Origin of the sequence: Domibacillus sp. (assembly GCF_031181085.1) — a bacterium.
Classification (GTDB): Bacteria; Bacillota; Bacilli; order Bacillales; family Domibacillaceae; genus Domibacillus.
Genome location: NZ_JAPSLE010000013.1, coordinates 1 through 26,747 on the forward strand (window position 1 = coordinate 1; position 26,747 = coordinate 26,747).

24 protein-coding genes, 2 tRNA genes and 1 rRNA gene are annotated in these 26,747 nt (G+C 46.1%); 2 read left to right on the forward strand and 25 right to left on the reverse strand.

The features are described 5' to 3' along the window. The 15 genes from RIN81_RS14790 to spoIIE form a co-directional block, all read right to left on the reverse strand. Positions 1 to 105: ribosomal RNA gene (locus tag RIN81_RS14790) — 16S ribosomal RNA — on the reverse strand; the annotation flags it as partial. A gap of 307 nt (positions 106 to 412) precedes the next feature. Beyond that, on the reverse strand, positions 413 to 1,897 hold the full coding sequence (gene lysS, locus RIN81_RS14795) for a lysine--tRNA ligase (protein ID WP_309091471.1): 1,485 nt from the start codon (positions 1,895 to 1,897) through the stop codon (positions 413 to 415). Positions 1,898 to 1,912: 15 nt separating this feature from the next. Continuing rightward, on the reverse strand, positions 1,913 to 2,911 hold the full coding sequence (dusB, locus tag RIN81_RS14800; RefSeq protein ID WP_309091473.1) for a tRNA dihydrouridine synthase DusB: 999 nt from the start codon (positions 2,909 to 2,911) through the stop codon (positions 1,913 to 1,915). A gap of 20 nt (positions 2,912 to 2,931) precedes the next feature. Then, entirely contained in the window at positions 2,932 to 3,444 is a 513-nt protein-coding gene (gene folK / locus RIN81_RS14805; RefSeq protein WP_309091475.1) for a 2-amino-4-hydroxy-6-hydroxymethyldihydropteridine diphosphokinase, read from the reverse strand. Beyond that, positions 3,441 to 3,806, reverse strand: a complete 366-nt coding sequence (folB, locus tag RIN81_RS14810; protein WP_309091477.1) for a dihydroneopterin aldolase — start codon at positions 3,804 to 3,806, stop codon at positions 3,441 to 3,443. The genes folK and folB overlap by 4 nt, the downstream gene beginning before the upstream one ends. Further along, complete coding sequence (folP, locus tag RIN81_RS14815; RefSeq protein ID WP_309091479.1) at positions 3,799 to 4,620, reverse strand: dihydropteroate synthase; 822 nt, start codon at positions 4,618 to 4,620, stop codon at positions 3,799 to 3,801. The genes folB and folP overlap by 8 nt, the downstream gene beginning before the upstream one ends. An 80-nt stretch (positions 4,621 to 4,700) precedes the next feature. Further along, complete coding sequence (cysK, locus tag RIN81_RS14820) at positions 4,701 to 5,621, reverse strand: cysteine synthase A (protein ID WP_309091481.1); 921 nt, start codon at positions 5,619 to 5,621, stop codon at positions 4,701 to 4,703. Positions 5,622 to 5,765: 144 nt separating this feature from the next. Further along, positions 5,766 to 6,641, reverse strand: coding sequence for an Hsp33 family molecular chaperone HslO (hslO, locus tag RIN81_RS14825; protein WP_309091484.1), 876 nt, complete (start codon positions 6,639 to 6,641; stop codon positions 5,766 to 5,768). 15 nt (positions 6,642 to 6,656) lie between these two features. After that, a complete protein-coding gene (locus RIN81_RS14830) occupies positions 6,657 to 7,424 on the reverse strand; it encodes a type III pantothenate kinase (protein ID WP_251274019.1) in 768 nt (255 codons plus the stop codon). Positions 7,425 to 7,530: 106 nt separating this feature from the next. Then, complete coding sequence (gene ftsH, locus RIN81_RS14835; protein WP_309091487.1) at positions 7,531 to 9,540, reverse strand: ATP-dependent zinc metalloprotease FtsH; 2,010 nt, start codon at positions 9,538 to 9,540, stop codon at positions 7,531 to 7,533. Between the two features lie 104 nt (positions 9,541 to 9,644). Continuing rightward, positions 9,645 to 10,199 (reverse strand): hypoxanthine phosphoribosyltransferase, encoded by a 555-nt coding sequence (hpt, locus tag RIN81_RS14840; RefSeq protein WP_309091489.1) that lies wholly within the window; start codon positions 10,197 to 10,199, stop codon positions 9,645 to 9,647. 23 nt (positions 10,200 to 10,222) lie between these two features. Then, a complete protein-coding gene (gene tilS / locus RIN81_RS14845) occupies positions 10,223 to 11,584 on the reverse strand; it encodes a tRNA lysidine(34) synthetase TilS (RefSeq protein ID WP_309091491.1) in 1,362 nt (453 codons plus the stop codon). A gap of 30 nt (positions 11,585 to 11,614) precedes the next feature. After that, entirely contained in the window at positions 11,615 to 12,508 is an 894-nt protein-coding gene (locus tag RIN81_RS14850) for a protein kinase domain-containing protein (RefSeq protein ID WP_309091493.1), read from the reverse strand. Continuing rightward, positions 12,492 to 13,193, reverse strand: a complete 702-nt coding sequence (locus RIN81_RS14855) for a vWA domain-containing protein (protein WP_309091495.1) — start codon at positions 13,191 to 13,193, stop codon at positions 12,492 to 12,494. Before RIN81_RS14855 ends, RIN81_RS14850 begins: the two co-directional genes overlap by 17 nt. Positions 13,194 to 13,246: 53 nt before the next feature. After that, positions 13,247 to 15,721 carry a stage II sporulation protein E gene (spoIIE, locus tag RIN81_RS14860; RefSeq protein WP_309091497.1) on the reverse strand — a complete coding sequence of 825 codons (2,475 nt, stop codon included), beginning with the start codon at positions 15,719 to 15,721 and terminating at the stop codon, positions 13,247 to 13,249. Positions 15,722 to 15,909: 188 nt separating this feature from the next. On the opposite strand from spoIIE, the gene RIN81_RS14865 reads away from it, so the two are divergent. Then, positions 15,910 to 15,983, forward strand: a tRNA-Met gene (locus tag RIN81_RS14865). Positions 15,984 to 16,089: 106 nt separating this feature from the next. Then, positions 16,090 to 16,161, forward strand: a tRNA-Glu gene (locus RIN81_RS14870). Between the two features lie 72 nt (positions 16,162 to 16,233). Here the strand turns inward: RIN81_RS14870 and RIN81_RS14875 are convergent. The 10 genes from RIN81_RS14875 to mfd form a co-directional block, all read right to left on the reverse strand. Further along, the gene (locus tag RIN81_RS14875) at positions 16,234 to 17,325 is read right to left on the reverse strand and encodes a dipeptide epimerase (RefSeq protein ID WP_309091499.1); all 1,092 of its coding nucleotides are present in this window, start codon (positions 17,323 to 17,325) and stop codon (positions 16,234 to 16,236) included. A 119-nt stretch (positions 17,326 to 17,444) separates the two neighbouring features. Then, positions 17,445 to 17,882 carry a S1 domain-containing RNA-binding protein gene (locus RIN81_RS14880; RefSeq protein ID WP_050183679.1) on the reverse strand — a complete coding sequence of 146 codons (438 nt, stop codon included), beginning with the start codon at positions 17,880 to 17,882 and terminating at the stop codon, positions 17,445 to 17,447. 89 nt (positions 17,883 to 17,971) lie between these two features. After that, a complete protein-coding gene (locus tag RIN81_RS14885) occupies positions 17,972 to 18,367 on the reverse strand; it encodes an FtsB family cell division protein (RefSeq protein ID WP_242237034.1) in 396 nt (131 codons plus the stop codon). A 16-nt stretch (positions 18,368 to 18,383) separates the two neighbouring features. Beyond that, positions 18,384 to 18,854, reverse strand: a complete 471-nt coding sequence (yabQ, locus tag RIN81_RS14890; RefSeq protein WP_309091502.1) for a spore cortex biosynthesis protein YabQ — start codon at positions 18,852 to 18,854, stop codon at positions 18,384 to 18,386. Next, positions 18,851 to 19,111, reverse strand: a complete 261-nt coding sequence (locus tag RIN81_RS14895) for a YabP/YqfC family sporulation protein (RefSeq protein ID WP_242237028.1) — start codon at positions 19,109 to 19,111, stop codon at positions 18,851 to 18,853. Before RIN81_RS14895 ends, yabQ begins: the two co-directional genes overlap by 4 nt. 83 nt (positions 19,112 to 19,194) lie before the next feature. Then, positions 19,195 to 19,455, reverse strand: a complete 261-nt coding sequence (locus tag RIN81_RS14900; protein WP_309091504.1) for an RNA-binding S4 domain-containing protein — start codon at positions 19,453 to 19,455, stop codon at positions 19,195 to 19,197. Further along, the gene (gene yabN / locus RIN81_RS14905; RefSeq protein WP_309091506.1) at positions 19,452 to 20,918 is read right to left on the reverse strand and encodes a bifunctional methyltransferase/pyrophosphohydrolase YabN; all 1,467 of its coding nucleotides are present in this window, start codon (positions 20,916 to 20,918) and stop codon (positions 19,452 to 19,454) included. Before yabN ends, RIN81_RS14900 begins: the two co-directional genes overlap by 4 nt. A 6-nt stretch (positions 20,919 to 20,924) precedes the next feature. Continuing rightward, on the reverse strand, positions 20,925 to 22,481 hold the full coding sequence (locus RIN81_RS14910; RefSeq protein ID WP_309091508.1) for a putative polysaccharide biosynthesis protein: 1,557 nt from the start codon (positions 22,479 to 22,481) through the stop codon (positions 20,925 to 20,927). Between the two features lie 80 nt (positions 22,482 to 22,561). Continuing rightward, entirely contained in the window at positions 22,562 to 23,098 is a 537-nt protein-coding gene (spoVT, locus tag RIN81_RS14915; protein WP_242237073.1) for a stage V sporulation protein T, read from the reverse strand. Positions 23,099 to 23,185: 87 nt separating this feature from the next. Beyond that, the gene (gene mfd / locus RIN81_RS14920) at positions 23,186 to 26,707 is read right to left on the reverse strand and encodes a transcription-repair coupling factor (RefSeq protein WP_309091510.1); all 3,522 of its coding nucleotides are present in this window, start codon (positions 26,705 to 26,707) and stop codon (positions 23,186 to 23,188) included. Positions 26,708 to 26,747 lie beyond the last annotated feature (40 nt).

Here is a 26,747-nt window from a genome sequence, read left to right on the forward strand (position 1 = left end):
CCGCCGCTGACTTGAACAGAGCAAGCTCTGTCAAGTCCGCTCGACTTGCATGTATTAGGCACGCCGCCAGCGTTCGTCCTGAGCCAGGATCAAACTCTCCAAAAAGTGTTTGACTTGCTCATTTGTTTCCATTAAAACACGGGGTGTTTTTAATGGAAGATAAAAATTTAAAACGTTGACGTTTTTATTGATTTTGTTCAGTTTTCAATGTTCAATGTGTCATTTGCGACTTTAATATCTTAACATTTCTCTTAAATGATGTCAATCACTTTTTTGAAATATTTTTTAAGTTTGTTGTTCTATGTTGCTGACAACGAATATAAATATACCACCGTGATTCATGCGACGCAAGCTTTTTTTTAAAATTTTTTTCAAAATAAAATCTCCGGTGTTTTCACCGGAGATTTGTTTATTAATCTTTATGTCTCATATGCGGGAATAGAAGAACGTCACGAATAGATGGAGCGTTCGTTAAAAGCATAACCAAACGGTCGATACCGATACCTAAACCGCCTGTTGGAGGCATACCGTATTCCAGCGCTTCGACGAAATCATCATCCATTTCATGCGCTTCATCATTTCCTTGCTCACGCTCTTTTAATTGCGCTTCAAACCGTTCACGCTGATCAATTGGATCATTGAGCTCTGTGAAGGCATTAGCGTGTTCACGACGAACGATAAACAGCTCAAAACGATCCGTGAAACGAGGATCTTCCGGATTCTTTTTCGCCAGTGGTGAAATCTCAACCGGATGTCCATAAATGAACGTAGGCTGAACAAGCTCTTCTTCTACTTTCTGCTCAAAGAACTCGTTGACAATATGTCCATATTGCATCGTTTCTTTGTAATCAATGCCGTGTTCTTTCGCAAGTGCCCGTGCTTCTTCATCGCTCATTTCTTTCCAGAAATCAACGCCTGTATATTCTTTTACTGCATCCACCATATGAAGACGGCGCCATTCTGGTTTTAATTCTACCGTATCTTCTCCATATTGAATCGTTGTCGTACCGAGCACTTCCTGCGCCACATGAGCAATTAAATTCTCAGTTAAGCTCATGATATCTTTATAATCTGCATATGCTTCATACAGCTCAATCATTGTAAATTCAGGATTGTGGCGTGTCGATACACCTTCGTTACGGAATACGCGGCCAATTTCATACACTTTTTCCATACCGCCTACGATTAGACGCTTTAAGTGCAGCTCAATCGCAATCCGCATATATAGTTCCATATCAAGTGCATTATGATGAGTGACGAACGGACGAGCTGCAGCTCCACCAGCGATCGCATGCATCATTGGTGTTTCCACTTCTAAATAGCCGTTGTTATCAAGATAGCGGCGCATTGACTGAATAATACGGCTGCGTGTGATAAATGTTTTTTGGCTTTCTTGATTAGTGATTAAGTCCAAGTAACGCTGACGGTAACGCTGTTCAACATCCTTCAGCCCATGGTGCTTGTCTGGAAGCGGACGAAGCGCTTTTGTTAAAAACACATATTCCGTTGCTTTAACAGACAGCTCACCTACGTTTGTTTTAAACACTTTCCCTCTCACGCCCACAATGTCGCCAAGGTCTGTTGAAGTAAACAAATCGTATTCTTCTTCACCTACTGCATCTTTTCGTACATAAATTTGAATTTGCCCAGTTAAGTCCTGTACGTGAGCGAATCCAGCTTTTCCTTTACCGCGTTTGGTCATAATACGGCCAGCAACGACTACTTCCGCTCCTTTTTCTTCAAGCTCTTCCTTCGAAAAAGATTCGAATTCAGCAGCAACGCTTTCCGCTGTGTGGCTCCGCTCAAAACGGCCACCAAACGGGTCTAAGCCTTTTTCCTGCAATGCCCGCATTTTCTCTCTTCTGACTAACAACTGGTCGTTTAATTCTTCACTCATTCCGTTCACTCCTAATTAAACCGCCTGATTGGACGCTTCTTTTTCTTCTACTTCATTTACAAATGTGGTTAATAATGTTGCAAGCTGGTCACGCGTTTCACACTTATTAACTTCTTTACGCACTGTACCGTTTCCACGAATTCCTTTTAAGTACCAAGCCGCATGCTTTCTCATTTCACGTACAGCTACATTTTCATTTTTCAAGCCGATCAGGCGATCTAAATGAAGCAGGCATACGTCAATTTTTTCGCGGGGTGTTGGTTCCCCAATCAGTTCACCTGTTTCAAGGTAATGAACTGTTTGATAAATCATCCACGGGTTTCCAAGCGCTGCCCGGCCGATCATAACGCCATCAACGCCTGTCTCTTCAAGCATACGTTTAGCATCCTGCGGTGTTTGAACATCGCCATTTCCGATCAGCGGAATATTAATGGCCTGTTTTACCTCTTTAATAATATCCCAGTTTGCATGGCCTTCATACATTTGCACACGCGTACGTCCATGAAGCGCAACAGCCTGGCCGCCGGCACGCTCTACTGCACGGGCATTTTCAACTGCATAAATATGATCTTCATCCCAGCCCATGCGCATTTTTACCGTAACCGGCTTGTCTACCGCATCTACGACTGCGGAAACCATTTCGTAAATTTTATTAGGGTCAAGCAGCCATTTAGCTCCAGCATCACATTTTGTGATTTTTGGAACCGGGCAGCCCATATTGATATCAATAATATCTGCGTTTGTATTTTTATCAACAAAGCTTGCCGCTTGAACGAGCGATTCTTTTTCGCCGCCAAAAATCTGCAGGCTAAGCGGGTTTTCACGCTCATCGATATAAAGCATATTCATTGTCTTTTGGTTTTGGAGAATAATGCCTTTGTCACTAACCATTTCAGCGCACACCATGCCGGCGCCAAATTCTTTGACTGTAAGACGGAAAGCAGAGTTACATACGCCAGCCATCGGCGCAAGCACTACCCGGTTTTGAATTTCAACCGGTCCGATATTGAACATGTATAATCACCTTTCTATTTTCACAAGCGGTAAAAGGCGTCTGCTGTTTTCCATAGCTTGACGCCTTCTTTCCCTTGCACACTTTTTACGTATTGCTCCAGCGGCAAGTTTGTAACTGGAAACGTTATTGCTGTATCTATTTCTGCCAGCGGAATGAGCACAAAAGCACGTTCTGTCATTCGCGGGTGAGGAATAATAAGACTATCTGATTTAATATTGTCGTGATTATACAGTAAAATGTCAAGGTCTATTGTACGGGGACCCCATCGAACGACCCGCTCACGACCTAGTTTATTTTCGACTTCCTGGCAGGCTGCAAGCAGTTCATCTGGTGTCATGGACGTTTTCAGCTTAATTACGATATTTAAAAAAGACGGCTGGTCCGTAAAGCCGACAGGATCTGTTTCATAAATAGAAGAGACTGCCAGCAGCCGCAGGCTTTTTTGGTTCTGCAGCTGACGAATAGCTTCCCTCAACTGGTCTTCTCTGTTTCCCATATTGGTGCCGAGTGATAAATAGGCTTCGTGGATCATTCTTCGCGCCCCCGTGTAATTTCAACAGCAACAAAGTCGTAATGACCTGGAATAGGAGGATCCGGCTTTATAATTTTCACCGTGCAGGACTCCACAGCTGAAAAATCTCCTAAAATGCTGGCAGCGATTCGCTCCGCCAATGTTTCAACAAGTTTGACCGGCTCGCCTTCAATGACTTTTTTACATGCATGGTAAACGTCTGCATAATTAACGGAATACTCCAGGTTATCGGTTTGACCTGCTTTCTTCAAAGAAATGTGCAGGGTTACATCAGCACCAAACCGCTGGCCAAGCCTGTTTTCCTCCGGAAATACACCATGGTAGCCCCAAAACTCCATTCCTGTAACATATATCTTATCCACGATCCGGCTCCTTTCCGATTAAAGCATCCATCATCTTCATCATTCTGGCAATTGGCTTAACGTCATGAACCCGCATAATGCGGCAGCCTTTTTGCGCTCCGAAGCAGCAGGTAGCGCCTGTTCCTTCCATCCGTTCTTCTACAGGCACATTCAGAACATAGTCGATTACCCGTTTACGCGAGGTGCCGAGCAAAACGGGATAACCAAGAGCAGCAATCTGATCAAGGTTTTGCATCATTTCAATGTTTTGCTCCATTGTTTTGGCAAACCCAATGCCCGGATCGACGATAATTTGGTCATCGGCTACTCCCGCTTTTTTGGCAACTGTAATACTTTCATCCAGGTCGTTTAAGCAGTCCTTCATAAAGCTGGTGTAATTCTTTTCTTCACGATTGTGCATTAAAATAATCGGCACCTGCTTTTGGGCCGCCACCGCGGCAATATCCGGCTCCTTTTTCGCTCCCCAAATGTCATTAATAATGGACGCACCTGCTTCTACTGCTTTTTCGGCTGTACGCGCTTTAAATGTATCTATAGAAATAGGGACGTCCACTTCCCGAGATACAGCTTCAATAACAGGGACCGTTCTGCTGATTTCTTCTTCAACAGAAACCGGTGTATAGCCCGGACGTGTGGATTCACCGCCGATATCGATGATGTGTGCACCGTCTGCAACCATTTGCACGGCACGTTGTACGGCTGCTTCCTTCTCGCTGTAACGGCCTCCATCCGAAAACGAATCGGGTGTAATATTTAAAATTCCCATTACGTGAATCGCTTCTTCAAAATTAAGAATGAACTTTCCTGCCTTCATTTTTGCACCGCTCCTTTTCCATTTCTTATTTTAACACGAAAAAAAGCCAGACTGCGTTTAGCAGTCTGGCCGAAGCTCGATTAATCGAATTGATAAAGCGGTGTGCTCAAGTAGCGCTCCCCGTTTGATGGAAGAATCGCCAATACTTTTTTGCCTTTGCCAAGCTTTTCAGCGACTTGAATCGCAGCTGCAATGGCGGCACCAGATGAAATCCCGCCAAGAATTCCTTCTTCGCGCGCAACACGGCGCGCTGTTTCAAATGCTGTGTCGTTATCAATTTGAATGACTTCATCATAAATTTCTGTATCAAGGATCGCTGGTACAAAGCCTGCACCGATTCCTTGAATTTTATGCGGACCTGGCTTTCCGCCTGAAAGAACCGGTGAATCTTTCGGCTCTACTGCAAAAACCTTGGCATTTTCCCATTTTTCTTTGATCACTTGTCCTGCTCCTGTAATGGTACCGCCTGTACCGATACCCGATACAAAGGCGTCAAGCTGATCAAACTGCTCTGTGATTTCTTTTCCTGTTGTTAAGCGGTGAACCTCAGGGTTTGCTTCGTTTTCAAATTGCTGAGGCAGGAAGTATCCGTGCTCTTCTGCAAGCTCTTTTGCTTTGCGGATCGCGCCGCCCATGCCTTCAGGACCTGGTGTAAGCACAAGCTCTGCACCGTAAGCGCGAAGAAGGTTGCGGCGCTCCATGCTCATTGTTTCAGGCATAACTAAAATCGCTTTATAGCCCTTTGCAGCTGCGATCATTGCAAGACCGATTCCTGTGTTTCCGCTTGTCGGTTCAATAAGTGTACCGCCCGGCTGCAGGCTGCCTTTTTTCTCAGCTGATTCGATCATCGCAAGCGCAATACGATCTTTTACACTGCTGCCCGGGTTCATATATTCAAGTTTTACGTAAACATCTGCACTGTTTTCGCCCACCACACTGTTTAGTTTTACAACAGGTGTTTGCCCAACTAAATCTGCTACTGAATTCGCCACACGTACCATGAATTTGTTACCTCCAGTTAAATGCCGAGTATTTTTATTGGTTATATAGAATTTACCAGCTTTTTAGCGAAAAGTCAATTACTTTAATTTAAGTTCGGGGCAGCTATAAAAAAACCTGCCTTTATAGGCAGGTTTTTTTTACTTTTACACTTCTTGCTTTAATTGCTCCAGCTCTTCTTCGGAGAATTGGTATTTCTCATTACAGAAATGGCATTGTGCTTCTGCTCCATGGTCTTCATTGATCATTTCCTGGATTTCCTCGCGTCCCAAACTGATGATTGCGTTTCCGAAGCGTTCTTTTGAACACTTGCAGTTAAACTGGACTGGCATCGTTTCTAAAAACTTAACGTTTTCTTCACCGAGGATATAAATCAAAATTTGCTCGGGCGTTAATCCACGTTCGATCAGTTTTGAGATCGGCTCCATCGTTGTGATACGCTCCTCTAAAATCGTAACCGTTGCATCATCTGTATTCGGCAGCAGCTGCACGATAAATCCGCCAGCAGCTAAAATTGTATTATCTGGATTCACAAGCACACCTACCCCCACAGAGGAAGGAACCTGTTCAGAAACAGCGAAATAGTACGTAAAATCTTCGCCCAATTCTCCAGAGACGATTGGCGTCTGGCCGCTGAAATTTTCACGCAGGCCCAAGTCTTTGACGACAGTCAGCATTCCTTCTGTGCCGACCGCCCGGCGCACATCCAGCTTCCCTTGTTCATTTAAATCAAAATGCGTTTGCGGGCGCGTAATATAGCCGCGTACATTGCCTTTCGCATCGCTGTCTACAAGAATAGGGCCAGCTTCACCATTCCCTTCAACTTTTAAGGTGATTTTTTCTTCACCTTTCATCATCGCACCCATCATGACGCCTGCTGTCATTGTACGTCCAAGCGCTGCAGAAGCAGTTGGCCATGAAGCATGTCTTCTTTGCGCTTCCCCGACCAATTTCGTTGTATCCACTGCATACGCACGAACCTGTCCATTAAAAGCCAATGCTTTTACTAAATAATCGCTCACAGTCCTCTTCCTCTCTTATTGGGTATTTCGCTTATAAATTAACCGAAGGCCCTTTAACGTTAAATCAGGATCCACTACATCAATCATGCTGCATTCCTTTGCAATCAGCCCAGCAAGACCGCCTGTGGCAATAACAGTAGGGTCCGCGTTATATTCCTTTTTAATTCGGCTGACAATTCCTTCAACCTGGCCTACATATCCGTATAAAATGCCGGCTTGCATAGCCGAAACCGTATTTTTCCCGACTACAGTTTCCGGACGGGCAATTTCAATACGCGGCAGCTTAGAAGCTCTTGTATAAAGGGCTTCTGTAGAAATGCCAATGCCCGGTGCAATCAAACCGCCCATATAATGGCTGCTTTCATCGATATAACAATAGGTCGTCGCTGTTCCAAAATCAACAATAATGATCGGCGTGCCATATTCATGGATGCCGGCCACTGCATTTACAATCCGGTCGGCTCCAACTTCACGTGGATTTTCATATTTAATATTCAAACCGGTCTTCACACCTGGTCCGACGACAAGCGGCTTTGTGTGGAAATACTTTTCACACATGCGCTCGAGTGCTGCCATAATTGGCGGAACAACAGAAGAAATAATCACGCCCTCAATTTGTTCAAACTGCAGGCCATCATGCTGAAACAGGCTTTTAATCATCATGCCGTATTCATCTTCGGTTTTATTCCGGTTCGTTTCAATGCGCCAGTGATGTTTTAACGTTTCCCCTTTGTATACACCGAGCACAGTATTGGTATTCCCTACATCCAGTACAAAAATCACCTTCACCACACCTGTCCGTCTAATTTTCGTGTTTTATCATAACATACACTTCCCGAAAAGAAGAGAAAAGACGCCTGAAAGAAATGCTTTTCAGGCGTCTTTATGATTATGCTTTCGGTCCACCATTGTTCGGTGGATTTTGAAGATCGTCGCGCACTTCTGGTTGATCAGCTGGCTCAGCCGGCAGACTAGTTGTTTCAGTTGCCGGTGTTTGCGCTGTTTGCGCTGTTTCACCCGCTTGGCCTGCATTGTCTTTCACGGTTTTGCTTTGGTTATCGCTGTAATTGCGATCCGGCAGCGTTCCGTGATCTGATAAATGCTTAATTTGTGCTGCATCAAGCGTTTCAACTTCTAAAAGTGTATTCGCAATAAGTTCGAGCTTATCACGGTTCTCTGTTAGAATTTGTTTCGCTCTCTCATAACACTCTTTAATGATCGTCTGGATTTCCGTATCAATCTCATAGGCAATCCGATCAGAATAATTTTGCTCACTGTTAAAGTCACGGCCAAGGAACACCTGTCCCTGTGACTGTCCGAACTGAAGCGGTCCAAGCTTGTCACTCATACCAAATTCCGTCACCATACGGCGGGCAATACCTGTCGCACGCTGGAAGTCGTTATGCGCTCCTGTTGACACTTCCCCGAAAATAATATCTTCGGCTACACGGCCGCCAAGAAGGCCCGTGATTTTATCCAAAAGTTCCGGTTTTGTCATAAAGTAGCGGTCTTCTCTTGGAAGCATTACGGCATAGCCGCCTGCCTGGCCACGAGGGACAATGGTTACTTTATGCACGATATCGGCATCATCAAGAACAAGTCCGATTACAGTATGACCAGCTTCGTGGAATGCCACGATTTTCCGTTCTTTCTTGGAAATCACACGGCTCTTTTTCGCCGGACCGGCAATTACACGATCCGTCGCTTCATCCACATCACTCATGTCAATTTTCTTTTTATCGGCACGGGCAGCCACAAGTGCTGCTTCGTTCAATAAGTTTTCAAGGTCCGCACCGGAGAATCCAGGCGTCCGCTGAGCAATCGCTTTTAAATCTACTGATTCGTGAAGAGGTTTGTTACGCGCATGTACACGCAGAACTGCTTCACGGCCGTTTACGTCTGGACGGTCAACCGTAATTTGACGGTCGAAACGGCCTGGACGAAGAAGGGCTGGATCCAAAATGTCTGCGCGGTTTGTTGCAGCAATCATAATGATTCCTTCGTTGGCACTGAAGCCATCCATTTCTACAAGCAACTGGTTCAGCGTTTGTTCGCGCTCATCGTGACCGCCGCCAAGACCAGCACCACGCTGACGTCCCACCGCATCAATCTCATCGATAAAGATGATACAAGGGGAATTCTTTTTCGCGTTTTCAAACAAATCACGAACACGGGAAGCCCCGACACCGACAAACATTTCAACGAAGTCGGAACCACTGATGGAGAAGAATGGTACGCCTGCTTCTCCGGCTACCGCTTTAGCAAGCAAAGTTTTACCGGTACCTGGAGGTCCAACTAATAGAACCCCTTTTGGAATACGGGCGCCAAGCTCAGAAAACTTACGCGGGTCTTTTAAAAATTCTACAACCTCGACAAGCTCCTGCTTTTCTTCATCTGCGCCGGCTACATCGTTAAACCGGACTTTTTTCTTTTCATCGTTGTAAAGACGAGCTTTACTTTTACCGAAGTTCATCACACGGCCGCCACCGCCGCCCTGCGCTTGGTTCAGTAAGAAGAAAAAGAAAATAAAAATGATAAGGAATGGGATGATGGTTGTGAAGAACTGCACCCATCCGCTTGTTTCTTTCGCTGGAAGAACTTCTGCCTGTGTGTTTTGAGACGCTTCGTTAATACGGTTTAAAGTAGAGTCATTGCCTGTTGCATACGCAACAAACATTTCATTGTCCTCTGCCCCTTTTAATTGGCCGCGTATTTCATAAACACCGCGCTCAGGCTGAATGGTAAATTTTTCAACGTCATCCTGCTCAAGATATGTCAGGAATTCATTGTATGTGACATTGTTTGTTGGCGCGTTGTTGTTATTGAAATAACTCACAACGCCGATAATAACAAGAAAAACCAATAGGTAAAATATGGTGTAGCGAAAAATTCTGTTCATCCCTTACCTCCTCCCGAGAAAAACTGACTATATGCAATGTTATCACACAAAAAGTTGGCCTTACAACTATTTGAACCTTCTTTTAGCCTATTCATCCGGCTCCCTTATTCCTCTTCGGCTGCCGTGTAAACAGATGGCTTTAAAACACCGATATACGGCAGGTTCCGGTAGCGTTCAGCGTAATCAAGACCGTAGCCGACAACGAATGCATCCGGTACCGTAAAGCCGATCATATCTGCTTTAATTTTCGCTTTTCGGCCGGTTGGTTTATCCAGAAGCGTGACAATCTTCACAGATTTTGCTTTCCGGTAATGAAACAGCTCCGCCAGATAGCTTAATGTTAATCCGCTGTCGATAATGTCTTCAATAATCAAGACATCACGGCCTTCTACGGAAGTGTTTAAATCTTTAACAATTTTCACTTCCCCAGACGATACGGTTGAAGATCCGTAGCTTGACACGTCCATAAAATCCATTTCAAGGTGCGTATCGACCCGCTTAACCAAATCAGACATAAACGGCATAGCGCCTTTTAACACACAAACGAAAAGTGGAAAGCGGTCGTTATACTCTTCAGTGAGCTGCGCTCCGAGCTCTTTCACTTTTTCTTGTATTTCTTCTTCCGAAATTAATATTTCTTCAATATCGTTACGTAGCAATAGATTTTCCTCCCAAAGTTGGTTCATTCCTTTTCATAAATCAACAGCAGCGGCCCCTCACCTTCATGAACTGACTTGCGGATTCCCGGTATCCAAAGAACCGTACCATCTGCATCCGTTACCACTGGAACGCGGTCACGAAAGGCAAGGGGAATCTTTTCATCGATTAAAAGCCGTGCAAGCTTTTTCGAACCACTCATTCCTTTTAACTGAATTCGATCTCCATCCTGCCGCATCCGAATCGAAAGCGGAAGAGGCGTGTTGGGCTTCAAACGAAAACACTCTGCTCCGTCCGGGCACTCACTGGCTTCCTCCAGCTTAAATGTGCCGGCATCCTGCCTGTACAGCCGATCTTCGGCAAATAACAAATCAGTTCTGTTATTCGGCCTGTCATCCGCTTCGTAAGCAAAGACACACTGTTCGTTTAGTTTGCGTACGGAAAGGCGTGATGGAAGGTTTAGTTTCCCTGATGGGGCAGTTGATTGAAGCAGTTGTAAAATATGGTGAATATGTAGGAAAGAAAACGCTGTTTTTCCATGATAAAGATAGTTTAATATTAGATGAATCGCCCTTCTTTGTAAAGGCAAAGGCACCTCGCGAAACGGTTCAATTTGCAGTGAAACCGATTCCTGTTTCCAGACCGCCATATTCTTTATTTTTTCCTTGGCCATCGCCTGTAAAAAAAGTTCGTCTTCCTGCTGATCTTGGGCAAAATAGCCAATGTGCACCGCAGCTTTTGGGTTTTCATTTTTTAAAAACGAAAGAAGCTGATGACGATATCGATTTCTCGTATACGTACTTTTTGCGTTGCTCGGATCTTCCCTATATGAAATAGAATGCTTCGCCGCGTAGGCGGCAATTTCCTCCTTTTCTACACATAACAAAGGACGGATTAGCATGCCGCTCGCAAAAAGCCGAACAGCCGGGATGCCAGAGTGTGTGTGGCCGCCCCGCGACAGCTGCATAAGCACCGTTTCCGCTTGATCATCTGCGTGATGGGCCGTCGCCAGTTTATTCGCCCCAAGCTTCTCCATTCCTTCTCGAAAAAGGGCATAACGCACTTCTCTGGCTGCGACTTGAATACCCATACCGCTTTCACTCGCTTTCCGTCCGGCATCTGCCTGGCGGCCAAAAAAAGAAATAGCATGCTTCTGGCAAAAAGATTCTACAAAACGGAAATCCTCATGCGATTCCTCCCCCCGAAGCATATGATCTACATGGATAGCACTCACCGTAATGCCAAGCCGGTTCCGCTGCTTATGCAAAACAGAAAGAAGTACCATTGAATCCACTCCGCCTGAAACGGCCACAGCTACATGATCTCCCTTTTTTATCATTTCTTTTTTCTCGATAAACCGCTTAATACTTTCTTCAAAAAAATGCACAGCTCCTGCGCCGCCTCTCTGCGTTTTCTTTTAGTGTAACAAAAACAGCATCAAGATGGCGGCCAAAGCGCCTGCCAGTACGAACCATTTTCCTGCCCAAAAGGTTTTTCTTTTTTGCCTTCCTGTTCTTGTCCTTGTTTTTGTTTTCGCAAAGCAGAGAAGCAAGTCTCTTTTCATAGCGGAGGCACTCTCGTATTTGCCTGCAAACGCATTGAATAAAACAGGCTCAATCAGCTGCAGGGCTGGAGACGATTGAACGATGCTTTTTAGATCGTCGATATGCCCGAGTGCCCTTTGTACAGCCTGGTTATGAAGGAGGGAAACCGTGAGCACTGCCGCTCCAAACAAGTCATACGCGGGTTCAGCTCTTCTTGTTCCGGCCTGCCATGCCGCCCGGTCATAAAGCACTGTGTACTCTTTGATAGACCGCCCAAACTTTGTCATGCCTCCTACATCAACAGCCCGAATCGCTTTTTGGCTGACAACAATGAAATTTTCCGGCTTCAAATCACCCATTACATGCCCCAGCCGATGAAGGGACTCCAAAAAGGTAAGAAGCCAGATTAATAAAATAATGGTCCATTCTTCTTTTTTGCCTTTTATAAATGTATGAAGCATCGGTCCATCAATGAACTCCATTAAAAAAAATGGATACACAGCACCCTCTTTTTCCAGATCGTCCGCTTCAATGAAAAAAGGGCCGGGAGATGCTCCCCTGACCCGCTCAAGTGCTGTTAAAGCATTTGTCTCAGACGCAACAGAAGCGGAATCTGCAAATTTGAGTGCAGCTCGTCCAGCCGACCCTCTTACAAGATAAACAATTCCATTCGCTCCGCGGCCAATTTCCCGCTCGACTCGCCATACATGCCCCGTCCATTTTCCCTTAATCTGTTCACCAGGGCTTGCTTCATATCGATTTTTCATCGTATTCGCTCATTTCCATAAAGGAAGACAGCGCCTGGCGAATAGCCGGTCCAGTCGGTGTGATACCTCCAGACAGAAGCTGCGGAAATGACTCTGCTAATTTACCGGCATCGTTGGTCCAGCCAATCCGCTCTTCTGCTGCACTATATTTCCCTGGAAATGTCCAAAGCGAAAAAGAAGATGGGCCGATACGCGACTGCATTGACATAGAAAGGTCATACAGCGCTTCTTTTACTGCCGGCAGCTTTAACTTCATACTGGCACTCATATCTGTCAGAACGAGCAGCTCAAGCGCCGCTTCTTCGCTAATGTCCTCCACCTTTTCGGCAATCTCGCTTCTTGTAGCCGGTGGCAGAGACTCAACGTTCGCTTCTTTGTTTAAAATACCGCGCAGTTCTTCGTTAATAATGCTGTAAATAGTGCCTGTCATCGCCTGCCTTGTCACATTTACCACGGTCTCCGACAGGGCCGATGCCTGCACAATCCGGCTTTCTCCTCCTCCTGCTTTGGCGATCGCTTCAATCTCAGCAAGTCCTGGATCCGTTCCGTTTCTATCGACAATCCCAATCACATTGACGGTAATACCACGCCGCCGGGCAAAAGCGGCCATCATCGCTGGATCTTCCCCTGTATTCGAACAGCCGTCCGTCAGTAAAAGCAATTGCTTCATCGTGCCCATCTTCATGATTACGCCCGCCTTTCACTCGTTTTCTTCATATTCGACTGAAAAGGGAAATTTTATACAGCCCGGCGTCTTCCAGACCGTTTTTTTGTTTTTGCAGACGGCTCAATGTCATAAATAGGAATAGCCGCCCATTCCGGTACATTGTGTTCAACACGTGCTACACAAAGCGTCATATCATCCCGGATTTCATTGGACTGCGCCCGCATTACTTCATCCATTAATAAATCAGCAAACGCCTGTGGATCATTGGTTTCAATAGATTTGATTTTTCTCTTCATCCATACGTCGGCGTTTTCGATAAATTCAGGTCCTTCAAACACACCATCACTCATCGTAATCAGTAAATCTCCTGACTTCAGTTGTTCATGGACCGTCTCCACTTCAAGCTGCTGTAAAATACCGATCGGCACATTGCCGGCTTCTACTTTGATGACCTGGCTGCCCCGTTTAATAAAGCTTGGTGAGGAACCGACTTTCAAGAAGACCGTGCGGGCATCCTGCAAATCAATAATCGCCAAATCAAGCGTTGAAAACACCTCATCATTCGTCCGAAGAGAAAGAATGGAATTAATCGACTTTACAGCTACTGTTTCTTCAATACCTGACTGAAGAATTTGCTTCAGCAGGCTGATCGTTGCGCTGCTCTCGTCATGGGCCCGTCCTCCATTTCCCATTCCATCGCTGATCGCCAGAGCAAATTTTCCTGTCCCGATTTCAATAGCAGAAAAGGAGTCCCCTGAAATTAAGCCGCCGCCTTTTGCTGCATGAGCAAGGCCTGTTACAACGCGAAAAGCTTTAGCCGAACGAAACACGCTCCGAACACCAGAGCCATCCTGCTGCTCGTCCACCACAATGATATATTCGTTCAGCAGGTCAGAAAGAATGGGTGCGATGATTTTCTCGCTCTCTCCGTGCACTTTTGAATGAGGAAGTGTCATCTCAATATCGATCGCACCTTTTTGAACACTAAAAACACTGATATCCGTGATTTCCATTCCAAATGATTCAATGGCTGTTGTGATTTTTTCTTCCTGAGAAATATGTGTTTCTTCTTCCCGTTTCATTTCAGCGGCAAAATCCTGCATCACTTTTGAAACGCCTTCAAGCTGATCAGCGACAATTGTCCGGCTCTCTCTCATTTGCTGCTTCAGCTTTTTGTTTGCCCGGTAATAGGTCAGCTGCGAGCGAATCTCTGCTTCAACCCTGGCTGGACGGAAGCAGTATTGCTCCAGCTCTTTTGCTAAATGAGGAGAAAGCGCGTCAGCCCCTTGGTCGGCGTCTTCCAATATATCTTTCATCAGCTTGTACGTTTCATCAAACTGATAGGCCCAGCACTGCTCTTTCTTAAAGCAGGTCTGACACGTTTTCTCTGTGATTCCGCTTAGGAACAGGTCCACTTCCCGTTCAGCGGTTTCATGAAAATGGCCCGACTGAGAAAAGCTTTTTGAAAGCGCATCAAATAAATCCGAGAACTGTTCCATCCGATTGGCTGTCACATCCCGTACTTTCCGCAGGTAGCGCTGCTGCTCAATCGAATGTTCGGTTGTGCCTGGTATTAATTTTGACAGGTGGTCTGTCCAGGCTTTTGGCGTTAAGCATAATAGGACAGCCGCAATGGCTGATTCGTATAAGGCATCCATATTGGTCAGGCTGCCTTCTCCATAAAAACCAGCAAGGACAGTAGCTGTCATCAAGCCCGCAATCGCACCGCCCCTCCTCCACTCTTTAAACAGCCCCCCGAGCAGACCCGCAAAAGCCAGGATGCTCATTTCATGAAAATCATTTACGCCCGAAAGGCTTAAGACCAGTCCGCTGACTACACCCGCTGCCGATCCAAATGCGGCACCAGATAAGAAAGAAACCACTGTAACTAAATAGCGGGCAGCAATATGATCGGCTTCCAGCCCCCCAACCACCCAGCCGGCCATACCGGTCGCGGCAGAAGCGAAAACAATTAACAAGCTGATCCATTCTTCCGTTTTCAATGTCCGAATTCGTCCGGAAAGGGATAAAAACGGCATACACTGCATAAAGATAAGCGACAGCACAAACGCAAGTGAGGCCTCTACAGCGGCCAGCACCAGATCATATGCAGGCACGAACTGGGATCCGTTTATAATATAAGAAAAAACACTTTTCACAGCGAGTGTTGTAAAAAAAACAAAGAATGGAACAGGCGCTATTTCTCCCTTATGAAGGGATCGAAACACCCGATGAACGATCAGAAAGCAAAATAATAAAGTGAAAGCCACTGATGCTTGAATAGGCGAAATCGTAAGTGCTCCGGCTAGTATAGCTAAAAATACCCGAGGGGCGACTTCTTTCTTCAACATAAAGACGGCCGCAAAAAAGGCAAGCGCGAATGGCGACAGCTGCGAAAGCAGCAGTGCCCGTCCAAACAAAAAGCCGGCCGGCACTAAAATCCATCCACGATCCAGCAAAACAAAGGCCGTTTTTCCTGCAAACCCTTTTCCCCATCCATGGCCTAGAACCGCTTCTCCTGTCATTCCCAGCTCCGCTCTTTGCACAATACCACTCCCTTTTAATCGTTATCGAGAAGTATAAAAGATTGATTGTCAAAACTTTGTCAAACGAAGGAAATAGGCAAGAAAAATCGTTCGACAAAATTAGAATGAAAAAATTTCGGAAATATTATTGACTTTTTTCCGCCCCGCCATTATTATAGATTTTGTGCTGTTACAGACAACCACAACTTGGCGGTGTAGCTCAGCTGGCTAGAGCGTACGGTTCATACCCGTGAGGTCGGGGGTTCGATCCCCTCCGCCGCTATAAAAGAAGAGCTGAAACGATTGTCCAGCTCCAACAGACGTAAGATTTCACTGCTTACAACTTGAGGAGCTGGCCGTTAAAGCCAGACACACTTTATTTCTATAACGGCCCCTTGGTCAAGCGGTTAAGACACCGCCCTTTCACGGCGGTAACACGGGTTCGAATCCCGTAGGGGTCATACAGCAAAAAGATCGGCATGCAAAAGCTTGCCGGTCTTTTTTTGCTTTTTTTCGGATATTTAAAGAGGATACTATGTCCCTTTTTCTTTACCATCTTTTAAAAGGTGATAGCCAATGCCCGGCTGTTCACCCAGCATAATCGCCGGTCCGTTAAAAGGAAAACCTTTTACGCGGCTTTCCTCAAGCCACAGCGGCGCATCCAGATCGATTTTTTTAATATTTGGATGGGCAGCGGCCAAGTGAGCAGCAGCCATCACGCTAATACTGCTTTCCATCATGCTTCCGATCATACAGGGAACTCCGCCTGCCTGTGCAATGTCTGCGATTTGCAAAGCTCTTACAATACCTCCTGTTTTCATCAGCTTAATATTCAGCCAATCTACCGCTTTTCTTTGCACGAGCTCCATTGCCTGCTCAGGCGAAAAAACACTTTCATCTGCCATAATCGGCGTTTCAACACGGTCTGTTACATATTTTAAAGCCTCCAAATCTCCTGCTGCTACGGGCTGCTCAACCACTGCAATATTCAGTCCCTCATGCTGCCATCGATGAATGATGCGCACTGCTTCTTTTTTTGTCCAGCCTTGATTGGCATCCACGCGGATTTCAATGGCTTCTCCAACGGCTTCACGAATAGCCGTAATCCTTTTAAGATCTTCGTCTGCATTCAGCCCGGCTTTTACTTTCAATGCAGTAAACCCGTCTTGAACAGCATCGACTGCATCCTTCACCATCATGCTGGTTTGATTGATACTGATGGTCAGATCGTTTTGAAGGACGTTGGTTTTACCGCCAAACACTTGATAAAGCGGTATGTTCATTCCTTTAGCATAAGCATCAAACAAAGCGATTTCTACAGCTGCTTTGGCACTCGTGTTTCCTACACAGGATTGCTGAACCGCTTGCGAGAGCGCCCTGATATCATTCACTTCTTTGCCTATCAGGAGGGGAGAGATGATCGTTTGAACAGCCGCTTCCATACTTTGAATTGAGTCTCCCGTAATCACCATCGTTGGTGCAGCAGACCCAATGCCTTCTGTCCCATCCTCCAGCAAAAGGCGAACCACTATAAACTCAATGGAGGTAGCCGTTCTTAATGCCGTAATAAACGGTTTTATTAATGCCGCAGAACGACGCTCAACGTATAAATGTTGAATAAGCAAAACGCAATCCCTCTTTTCCCCAATAAAAAATAAAAAAGCCCCGAATTATAGTATTCGGGACTTTAAAAATAAGTGCTTATGCTTAGTACACATTTATTGAGATCGACAGGGAGCAAGCGTTATCCGCGTCTTCCGCCTCTTCCGCCTCGGCGTGAGTCTGTTTGACGCTTCAACGTTGAAATGCGTTCTTCGCTATCTTTCAAGAAACGGGCCATTTTCGATTCAAAGTTCTCGACAGGCGGCTGGCCGCCGCGCGGTCCTTTTTGACGGAAATCACCCTGGCGCTGTGGACGCGGACGATATTGCGTTTGCGGTGGCGGGTTATCTTTTGCTTTACGAATCGATAAGCCGATCTTACCGTCTTTCTCCACATTCAAAACTTTTACTTCCACTTCATCGCCAACAGTTAGATGGTCGTTGATGTCCTTGACGTAATTATCCGCCACTTCACTAATATGAACAAGACCCGTCGAACCTTCCGGCAATTGTACGAATGCGCCAAATTTTGTAATGCCGGTTACTTTACCCTGTAACTTGCTGCCCACTTCGATTGACATAAAAAAATTGTTCCTCCTTAAAATTGTTCGAACTTTACTTATTATTATAGTACGTAAAAAAAGCGTGTCAACATGACATGCTTTCTTTACTATTCTGTATCTTTGGCTTTTTCTTCATCTTCCGGAATATTAAAGAGAATTTCTCCATCTTCTGAATAAAAATATTCTTTCCTGGCAAGCTTCGCAATATACTCATCATCCTGCAGCCGGACTAGCTCTTCCTCCGACTCTTTTTGCTGCTGCTTTAGTTCAGCCAGTGACTGTTTTGCTTTTGCTAGCTCTTCCTTCTTCTCATTTAGATTGCCCATTTGTGAAAACAAAGCAGATGACACCGTACCTAAAATGATCAATGCCACTACACCAAAAGCTGCCAGTCTGCGCATTAGTTTCTGTTTGTGCTTCATCTTAAACATTGATTTTCTTTCTTCACTTAGGACAAAGGCGTTTTTTAAGGAAGCTACTTTTTCTTTATTGAATCCGCGCATCAATGTTCCTCCGCTTTTATTTTTTCGGACGGTGTATAGCCGTCCATGGCCGCACGATCACTACCTTTACCAACCATGATAATAGAAACTTACTCATTCTGGCAAGAGAAAGGATACATTTTACGGCAAAAAGAAGCGGAGCAACAAGAAAGATACGGATGATTCCTGAAATCATTCGATACAAAAAACGAATCGAGAAAAAAAGACCATCTACGAGCGGGAGAAAAATCCGTCGCAGGAATGTGCCATACATCAGGCAGCCGGCCGTCCAAAAAAGGAAAAAAGACGGCCGAACAATACCATCATTTACTTTGTACAGGGAAGTGAACAGCAAGATCGCATACAAAATCCAAAACAATACATCTGTTACAAATACCAGACCGGTTTTTTTGGGACGAATACGGCGGTAGCATTCAAGCAGCAGCCCAAAACAAATGCCCATGCTGACCATCGTGAGAGCTGTATCAAATTGTACGTGAATATTCATGTCGACCGTCTAAAAAATGATTTGCCCATACCGCCTTCCACATACATAAAAGCAGTAATGCGCCCTTCAATGGCTGCTGATTTATTCACTGTGTCAAAATATTTCATTTTTAAACCAGTGCCGCGGATCTTCAGCTTTCCCATAATGGTCTCAAGCACAAATTCTGTGCTGTCAAATCGCTCCACCTGAATGACGCCTGTCATCTCAATCATTTTACGCCCGTCCATTTTTACGGTATGGCCTTGTTTCATATCCATTGCATCCATCCCCTTTATGGACATCCTATGCACAGCAAGGGGCTTTCATGAAAAAAACACCCGCCTGAAACGGGTGCTTTTTCTTATTCGCCAATGTGTTCTTCTTTTAATACGGTGTACATGCCGGCTGCTTCTTCTTTTTTCGTTGTATCGAGCAGCTTTTCGATTTTTACAGTCATGACACGGCGGCCGAGCCGAACTGTCAGCTCATCTCCCACTCTTACGTTGGAACTTGCTTTTCCTTCCGTGCCATTAATGAGAATACGCCCCTGGTCAGCTACTTCTTTTGCCAGTGTGCGCCGTTTAATAATGCGGGATACTTTTAAAAATTTATCAAGTCTCATGCTCGTTCCTCTCCTTTGGCCAAATCCCAAAATTCATCTAATTCTTTTAAGGTAAAATCAGAAAATGGACGTCCGCTTTCTTTCACCCTGTCTTCCACAAACCCGAAGCGGCGCCGGAATTTACGGTTAACTGCTTGAAGGGCTTCTTCCGGATGAATATCCCAAAACCGCGCTGCGTTGATCAACGTGAATAAAACATCGCCAAATTCTTCCCGAAGACGGTCTGGCTGACCTGTTTTGGTTTCTGCTAAAAATTCAGCCCATTCTTCTTTTACTTTTTCAATGACGCCTTCTGCGTCCGGCCAGTCAAAGCCTGTTTTCGCCGCTTTTTTCTGAAGATCATATGCTTCCATCAATGCCGGCTGCCCTTTTGGAATGCCGGCCAGGATTCGTTCTTCTTTGTTCCCTTTTTCAGCGGCTTTGATTTCCTGCCAGTTTACTTTGACTTCTTCAGCTGTTTCAGCTGTTGCATCACCAAACACGTGAGGGTGCCGGCGAATCATTTTGGCAGATGTGGATGCAATCACGTCTTCAATCGTAAACATGCCTTCGTCTTCCCCGATTTGTGCATGAAGAAGTACTTGAAGCAGAACATCACCGAGCTCAGCTGCCATTTCTTCATCATCTTCGTTGTCGATTGCCTCAAACAATTCATATGTTTCCTCAAGCAGGTACTTTTTCAGCGAGGCGTGTGTCTGTTTGATATCCCAAGGGCATCCGCCTTCTGGGTCCCGGAGGCGCGCAATAATCCCGCGCAGGACAGAAAATTCCCGGTACGTATCTTCTTCTCTTTGGACAGGCGGTACATAAACGCTCGTCAGGTTATTTAATTCCATACCGTGATCCAGCTCGTAAAGCGGCACCTTGCGCACCGTTTCCTGCTCGCTTCCCGCCGCTGTCACGACCGTTACTTCATGCTCATCCGGATACTTCTCCATCAGTGTCAGCTTCACATCAGAGGCAACAAAAGCGTCGTATACCTGGGCAATAATCAAGTGGCCGGCAATTCGGATGTCGTCACGGTTTAGAGCCGTCCCATCGAGCAGCTGAAAGCCATCTGCTGGATCGATTCCAACGCTTGTAAATAAAGCATCGAGAAAGCTCTGTCCTCCCCCAATCACGACCTCTGCTTCACCTTTCTGCTTTCGTTCTAATAAAAGCTGCACCGTTCTTTCCGCGGCCATTGGGTGACCCGGAACTGCATAAAGGACGGGTCCCTGCTCTGCTTTTTGAAGCAGTGCTGCTACGATTTCCTCGTATACTTCTTCAAACCGGCCGTGCTTTTCATAAATGGCATCAAAGCTTTGAAAGCGGACGCCTTCTTTCTCTAACGCTGCTACAGCCGGGTGCTCCTTCGTTCGCAGCCAAACGACCTCTGCTTCTTTAAGAAGCCGGTAAACGCCAAGCGGCATCTGGTTCAAATCCGCCGCGCCAAGACCGACAATCGTAATTTGGTTCGTCACTGTCTATCACTTCCTTCTTATCCGCATTCCTGCTCGTTTGATCCATTTTTCGCCGAACGGCAGGATACGCAAATCGTCATCATTCCATATTCTCCATTTTACCATGAAAACCAAAAACAAACAGGCGCCGAGCAGTGCTCCGCTTACAGCCGCCACGCCACTCCAGAGTCTTCCTGATTCGGGCGTAACCATGCCATGTACAAAAAGAAAAACAAGACCTGCCATTAAAGAAGCCGCTGCTGTGGTTTTCCACATAAACACGAAAGGTAAAAACGGCTCACGCTTTCTTTTCCACATGATGATTAAAAAGCAAACACCGGCTAAAAGAGAGCCTGCTGTCGCAAGGGCTGCACCGTAAAGGCCACAGAGCGGAATCAACAGCGCATTGCCCCCCCACTTCACAACAACAGTTAACACCGTTCCAGCGGCCGGCACCCAGTCATTTCCCTTCCCTTGAAAAACGGCGTTCATCGTTGCCATGATCGAATAAAAAAAGATCGATAAACCGAAAACGGCCAGAAAGCCTGATCCATCAGCCGTTTTAAACAGCATTACATTAAGAGGAACCATAACAGCCGCTAAGCCAGTTGAAGCAGCCAGCCCCAGCGCAAAACTCACCCGAAGTGCCAGCTGGCTGAAAGTAGCCTCCGCTTGTTTGTTTTGCTCCTTACGCGCTCTTGAAATAAGCGGCACAATCGTAAGAGAAATAGAAACGGCTGCGGTTACACCGAGCTGAAGCATAGGCTGGCCGCGGTCAAAAATACCTTTCCACGCTTTAGCGCTTGTTTCTATCATGTCAGCAGCAAGAAGACCGCTGTATACTTGAAACGAGTCGGCCAGCTGAAGCAAAACGAGCGTTAGGGCAGACACACAAACAGCCGTCCCATGTAGTGCTACTTGAACAGCCGTCCGGCGGTCAAGCAAAAATAAAATCGCCTGCTGTCCCTTTCTGCTGTGTTTCCACAATACAACGGCAGAAGCGGCCATTCCTAAAAGCGATGCAAAAACGGCACCAAGACCCGCATCATAAAGCGACCTGCCCGAAAACACAATAAAAAAAGAAAAGAACAAAATTCCTGCAACCCGTACCGACTGTTCAATCATTTGAGAAGAAGCGGTCGGCACCATGTTCCCCGCTCCCTGGAATGCACCCCGCTGAACCGCAATATACGGAACAACTAAAAAAAACAGGGCGCTGCACTGGATAAGCGGCTTCAACGCTTCATCTGCCATCGCTTGGGCGATCCAGCCGGCACCCAAAAAAAGCAGCAAAAAAGCAGCGAAGCCCATCGCCCCAATCGTTATAAAGGCCGTATGGACGATGACCCTCTCTCTTCGTTCATCCGTACTTGATGTCAGCCGGGATAGTACCACTGGAAATCCAGATACTGCAAGCCCCGCTGCAATCCCATAAAATGGATAAACCTGCTGGTAAATATAAAAGCCGGTGTCTCCAACAATATTTTGAAAAGGAACCCGGTACACCGCGCTTAATACTTTCACAAACAATGCGGCGGCTGTTAATAAAAAAGCCCCTTTTAAAAATGATTTTTCCCAATTCACGCAACCACCTCAGTGACTACTTTACTGATTTTTTTCTGCTTTGAAAAGAAAAACCCGGCCTCCCAAGGCGGGAGTCCGGGTTAATGTTCCATTTGTTTCCCAAAAAAAGAAGCTGCGACAAAAGCGGCTTTTTGTTCCGCTTCACCTGCCGTGCGGTCTTCTGAAAACAGGGCAACTGCTCCGATTGTATCACCAGCCGCAATAATCGGCGTAATAAAATACGATTGAGCTTCTACCGTGCGGCCATCCGCGAATTCTACGCTGCGCTGCTCACTGCTCTCAGCTGAGCGTCTTTCCTGAATAACCGATTCGACTACCGGGCCGATTTTTCGTTCTACGAAGTCTTTCTTTTTAACACCGGCAGCCGAAATGACTGTATCACGGTCACAGATCAGCACTGAATAGTTTAAACTGTCATGCAGTGCTTCTGCATACTCCTGGGAAAAGTCACCGAGTTCGGTAAAAGGTGAATATTTTTTCAAAATCACTTCGCCGTCACGATCCACAAATATTTCAAGCGGGTCTCCTTCGCGAATACGAAGGGTACGGCGGATTTCTTTCGGAATGACCACACGGCCAAGATCATCAATGCGTCGAACAATACCTGTAGCTTTCATCATCGAATGCCTCTCTTTCACCATCAAAATATCGAAACCATTTCTTGGCGTTATTATCTTTCAAGAGGAAACATTCTATACATGAAATTACATTTGTTTTTTTGCGCCTTCAAGTTCTTTTATCAATTCAAATACAGCTGCAAACCAGCCTTGCTCCGGTGCTTTTCTTTGGTCAATCGTGATCTTTAGCCGCTGTTCTTCCATGCCGATTCCACACATATTGCCAAATTTGTTGCAAACCGCAAATACTTTGGACCCATCTATTTCTCTTGTACCTTCTTCGCTCATTAACAAAGTAATAACGTCCTTCGACTGCTTCATCGACTCCAGCTTTGTCCGGGCTGCGTAAATTTTCATTTCTGCTACCCGGAACAAGTCCGCCACTTCCTGTGGATAGTCGCCAAAGCGGTCTGTCATTTCTTCTTTTAGCTCGTCAATTTCCTCAAATGAATCTGCTGAGCGGAACCGTTTGTACATATCAATTTTCTGAGCGCTGTCCGTAATATACGCATCCGGAATGTACGCATCAATCGTAACATCCACTTCAAAGGCCGGCGCTTTTTCTTCCTTGTCGCCGCCTTGTTTTTGTTCAATTGCTTCTTTCAGCATTTGTGAATATAAATCGAAGCCGACTGAATCAATGAATCCGTGCTGCTGGGAGCCGAGCAGATTTCCTGCTCCACGGATTGATAAGTCGCGCATCGCAATTTTAAATCCGGAACCGAGTTCGGTAAATTCTTTAATTGCCTGCAGGCGCTTTTCCGCCGGTTCAGACAGCACTTTGTCTTTCCGGTACATAAAGTAAGAATATGCCACCCGGTTTGAACGGCCGACGCGTCCACGGATTTGGTAGAGCTGTGACAGCCCCATCCGATCCGCATCGTGCACGATCAGCGTATTCACATTTGGAATATCAACGCCGGTTTCAATAATGGTCGTTGTAACCAGCACATCAGATTCCCCTTCTAAAAAGCTAAGAATCACTGCCTCAAGTTCTGTTTCTGTCATTTGACCATGAGCATACGCAACCTTGGCATCCGGCACAAGCATCGAAATTTCCTCAGCTCGCCGCTCGATATCTTCCACCCGGTTATATAAATAGAATACCTGCCCGTCGCGGGCAATTTCCCGCTCGACTGCTTCACGGACAAGACCAAGGTTATGTTCCACTACATACGTTTGCACAGGAAAACGGTTTTCCGGCGGTGTTTCAATAACGGACAAATCCCGTACACCAAGCATCGACATATGAAGAGTCCGTGGAATAGGTGTTGCCGTCAGCGTCAGCACATCCACGTTCGTTTTTAGCTGTTTGATTTTTTCTTTATGGGTGACCCCGAAGCGCTGCTCTTCATCGACAATTAAAAGGCCTAAATCCTGATATTGCACATCTTTAGACAGGAGACGGTGTGTACCGATGACAATATCAACGGTGCCGGCCTTGACGCCTTTTAATGTTTCCGTTTGCTGCTTGCGCGTACGGAAACGGCTGAGCAGGCCGACATTCACTGGAAATTCCTGAAGTCTTTCTTTCAGCGTTTCGTAGTGCTGCTGGGCAAGAATTGTCGTAGGAACGAGGATCGCGACCTGCTTGCCGTCCGCGGTTGCTTTAAACGCTGCACGAATGGCCACTTCTGTTTTGCCGTAGCCAACGTCGCCGCAAAGCAGGCGATCCATCGGCTGCTCCCGCTCCATGTCCCGTTTAATTTCCTGAATCGAACGCAGCTGATCTTCTGTTTCTTCATAAGGAAAGGCGGCTTCAAATTCCCGCTGCATATCTCCGTCCGGTGAAAAAGCGTAACCACGCGCCGCTTCCCTTTCGGCATACAGCTTGATTAAATCATCAGCGATATCTTGTACAGACGATTCAACTTTTCGCTTCACCCGTTTCCAGTCACTGCCGCCAAGCTTGTAAATTTTCGGCTCTTTTCCTTCCGAGCCTACATATTTTTGAACAAGCTCAATTTGATCGACCGGTACAAACAGTTCATCTGTGCCCTGATATTTGATTTTTAAATAATCTTTATGAATCCCATTAATTTGCAGTGTCTCAATTCCGAGATACTTACCGATTCCGTGGTTTACGTGAACGACGTAGTCCCCGGCCTTCAGCTCGGAATAGCTCTTGATTCGCTCTGCATTCGAAAGCTTCTGGCGCCGCTTGCTTTTTGGCGCTTTCTTGTTGAAGAGCTCCTGCTCAGTCACAACGGCAATTTTCAGCAATGGAAACTCAAAGCCGGCCGTCAGGGTACCTGGACCCGTTTGAACAACTCCTTCGATCACTTCATTTTGATCTTTGAGCATCGTAATTTCCATGCCGTAGTCATTTAGGGTCGTTTTGATTTTCTCGACCCGCTCGGCTGTTTCACCTAAGAACAGTACTGTCGTTCCAGACTTTTTCCACCGCTCCATTTCACCTTCGAGCACATTCATCTGCCCGTGAAAACTCTGCATAGGACGGGCAGAAAAGTTCACGATGTTTTCCGGCTTTCCGCCTGCCGTCTGACGCATAAACAGCGACAAATAAACGGACGGCTGCACGGTCGCCTGCATCGCTTCCTGAAGCGTGTGAGCAAGCGTTAAACCGTGAACGGCTCTGCCTTCTTCAATAAGAGCGGTATACCATTCTGCTTCTTCTTTCTCAAGTGATTCGCTAATTTCTTTGATCCTGCTCATTTCATCCCAAAAAACAAGTCCGCCCTCTGACAAATACGAGGTTACGACCGACGTTTGATCGTAAAGAAGCGATGTGTACTTACCCAATTCATCAATCCGAATGCCCTGCTTCAGCTTTTCAATATCTCCTCCTACATAAGAAGACAGCTGCTGCTTTACTTCTGCACTGCCGATTTTTTGAATGGTCGCATCCAGCGCTTCCTGCAGACGGCCGGCAAGCGCAGCCAGGTCTTCTGTTGAAGCAGGCATTTCCGCTGCCGGGCCTACTAAGATAGAGGTCATATTTTCAATGGAACGCTGTGTATCGGGCGCAAATGTCCGAATAGAATCAATCTCTGTATCAAACAGCTCAATCCGAACCGGATGCTCGGAGGTCAGCGGATACAGGTCGACAATACCGCCGCGGATGCTGAATTCTCCTGGTGCATATACCATATCAGCCCGCTCATAGCCCATTTCCACCAGCTCATGCTTCAAGCTCTCCAGCTCGACTTCTTCTCCCGTTGTAAATGTTTTTTGAAGTCGCTTCCATATTTCTTTGGAAGGGAGTAATTTTTTCAGTCCCGCTACAGGAACAATGTAAATCCCTGTCCCCTTCAGCGCAAGGTGATTCAGCATTTCGATACGCTGTGCGCGCAGCTCTGGGCTGGCTACGCTGATTTCCGCTGCAATCAGCTCGTTAGCCGCATATAAATACACTTCATCTTCCGACACAAACTGTACCATATCATCATACAGCTTTTGAGCCTGCAGCATATTATAGGTGACGATCATAACCGGCTTTTGAAGCTTTCGGTGGGCTGCAGCAGCAAAAACAGCTCGCAATGAGCCGGACAGGCCTGCAGCCAGCTGTTCTTTCATTCCTGCTTCCATTCCATCGATAATCGATTTTGCCTCGTCATTTTTTAAAAATAAATCAAGTAAATGGTTCATCCCTGCTGTTCCCCCTTTTCCAAAACAGAAAAACGCTTTG

Coding starts and splice junctions, on each gene's coding strand:
- RIN81_RS14900 (WP_309091504.1), bottom strand. CDS start 19,455: ATGAGACTTGATAAATTTTTAAAAGTATCCCGCATTATTAAACGGCGC.
- yabQ (WP_309091502.1), bottom strand. CDS start 18,854: ATGAATATTCACGTACAATTTGATACAGCTCTCACGATGGTCAGCATG.
- cysK (WP_309091481.1), bottom strand. CDS start 5,621: ATGGTACGTGTGGCGAATTCAGTAGCAGATTTAGTTGGGCAAACACCT.
- folK (WP_309091475.1), bottom strand. CDS start 3,444: ATGATCCACGAAGCCTATTTATCACTCGGCACCAATATGGGAAACAGA.
- lysS (WP_309091471.1), bottom strand. CDS start 1,897: ATGAGTGAAGAATTAAACGACCAGTTGTTAGTCAGAAGAGAGAAAATG.
- spoVT (WP_242237073.1), bottom strand. CDS start 23,098: ATGAAAGCTACAGGTATTGTTCGACGCATTGATGATCTTGGCCGTGTG.
- mfd (WP_309091510.1), bottom strand. CDS start 26,707: ATGAACCATTTACTTGATTTATTTTTAAAAAATGACGAGGCAAAATCG.
- RIN81_RS14855 (WP_309091495.1), bottom strand. CDS start 13,193: ATGAAGATGGGCACGATGAAGCAATTGCTTTTACTGACGGACGGCTGT.
- dusB (WP_309091473.1), bottom strand. CDS start 2,911: ATGTTCAATATCGGACCGGTTGAAATTCAAAACCGGGTAGTGCTTGCG.
- RIN81_RS14895 (WP_242237028.1), bottom strand. CDS start 19,111: ATGGATATGAAACAAGGCCATACCGTAAAAATGGACGGGCGTAAAATG.
- RIN81_RS14885 (WP_242237034.1), bottom strand. CDS start 18,367: ATGCGCGGATTCAATAAAGAAAAAGTAGCTTCCTTAAAAAACGCCTTT.
- folP (WP_309091479.1), bottom strand. CDS start 4,620: ATGAAGGCAGGAAAGTTCATTCTTAATTTTGAAGAAGCGATTCACGTA.
- RIN81_RS14880 (WP_050183679.1), bottom strand. CDS start 17,882: ATGTCAATCGAAGTGGGCAGCAAGTTACAGGGTAAAGTAACCGGCATT.
- RIN81_RS14850 (WP_309091493.1), bottom strand. CDS start 12,508: ATGAAAAATCGATATGAAGCAAGCCCTGGTGAACAGATTAAGGGAAAA.
- ftsH (WP_309091487.1), bottom strand. CDS start 9,540: ATGAACAGAATTTTTCGCTACACCATATTTTACCTATTGGTTTTTCTT.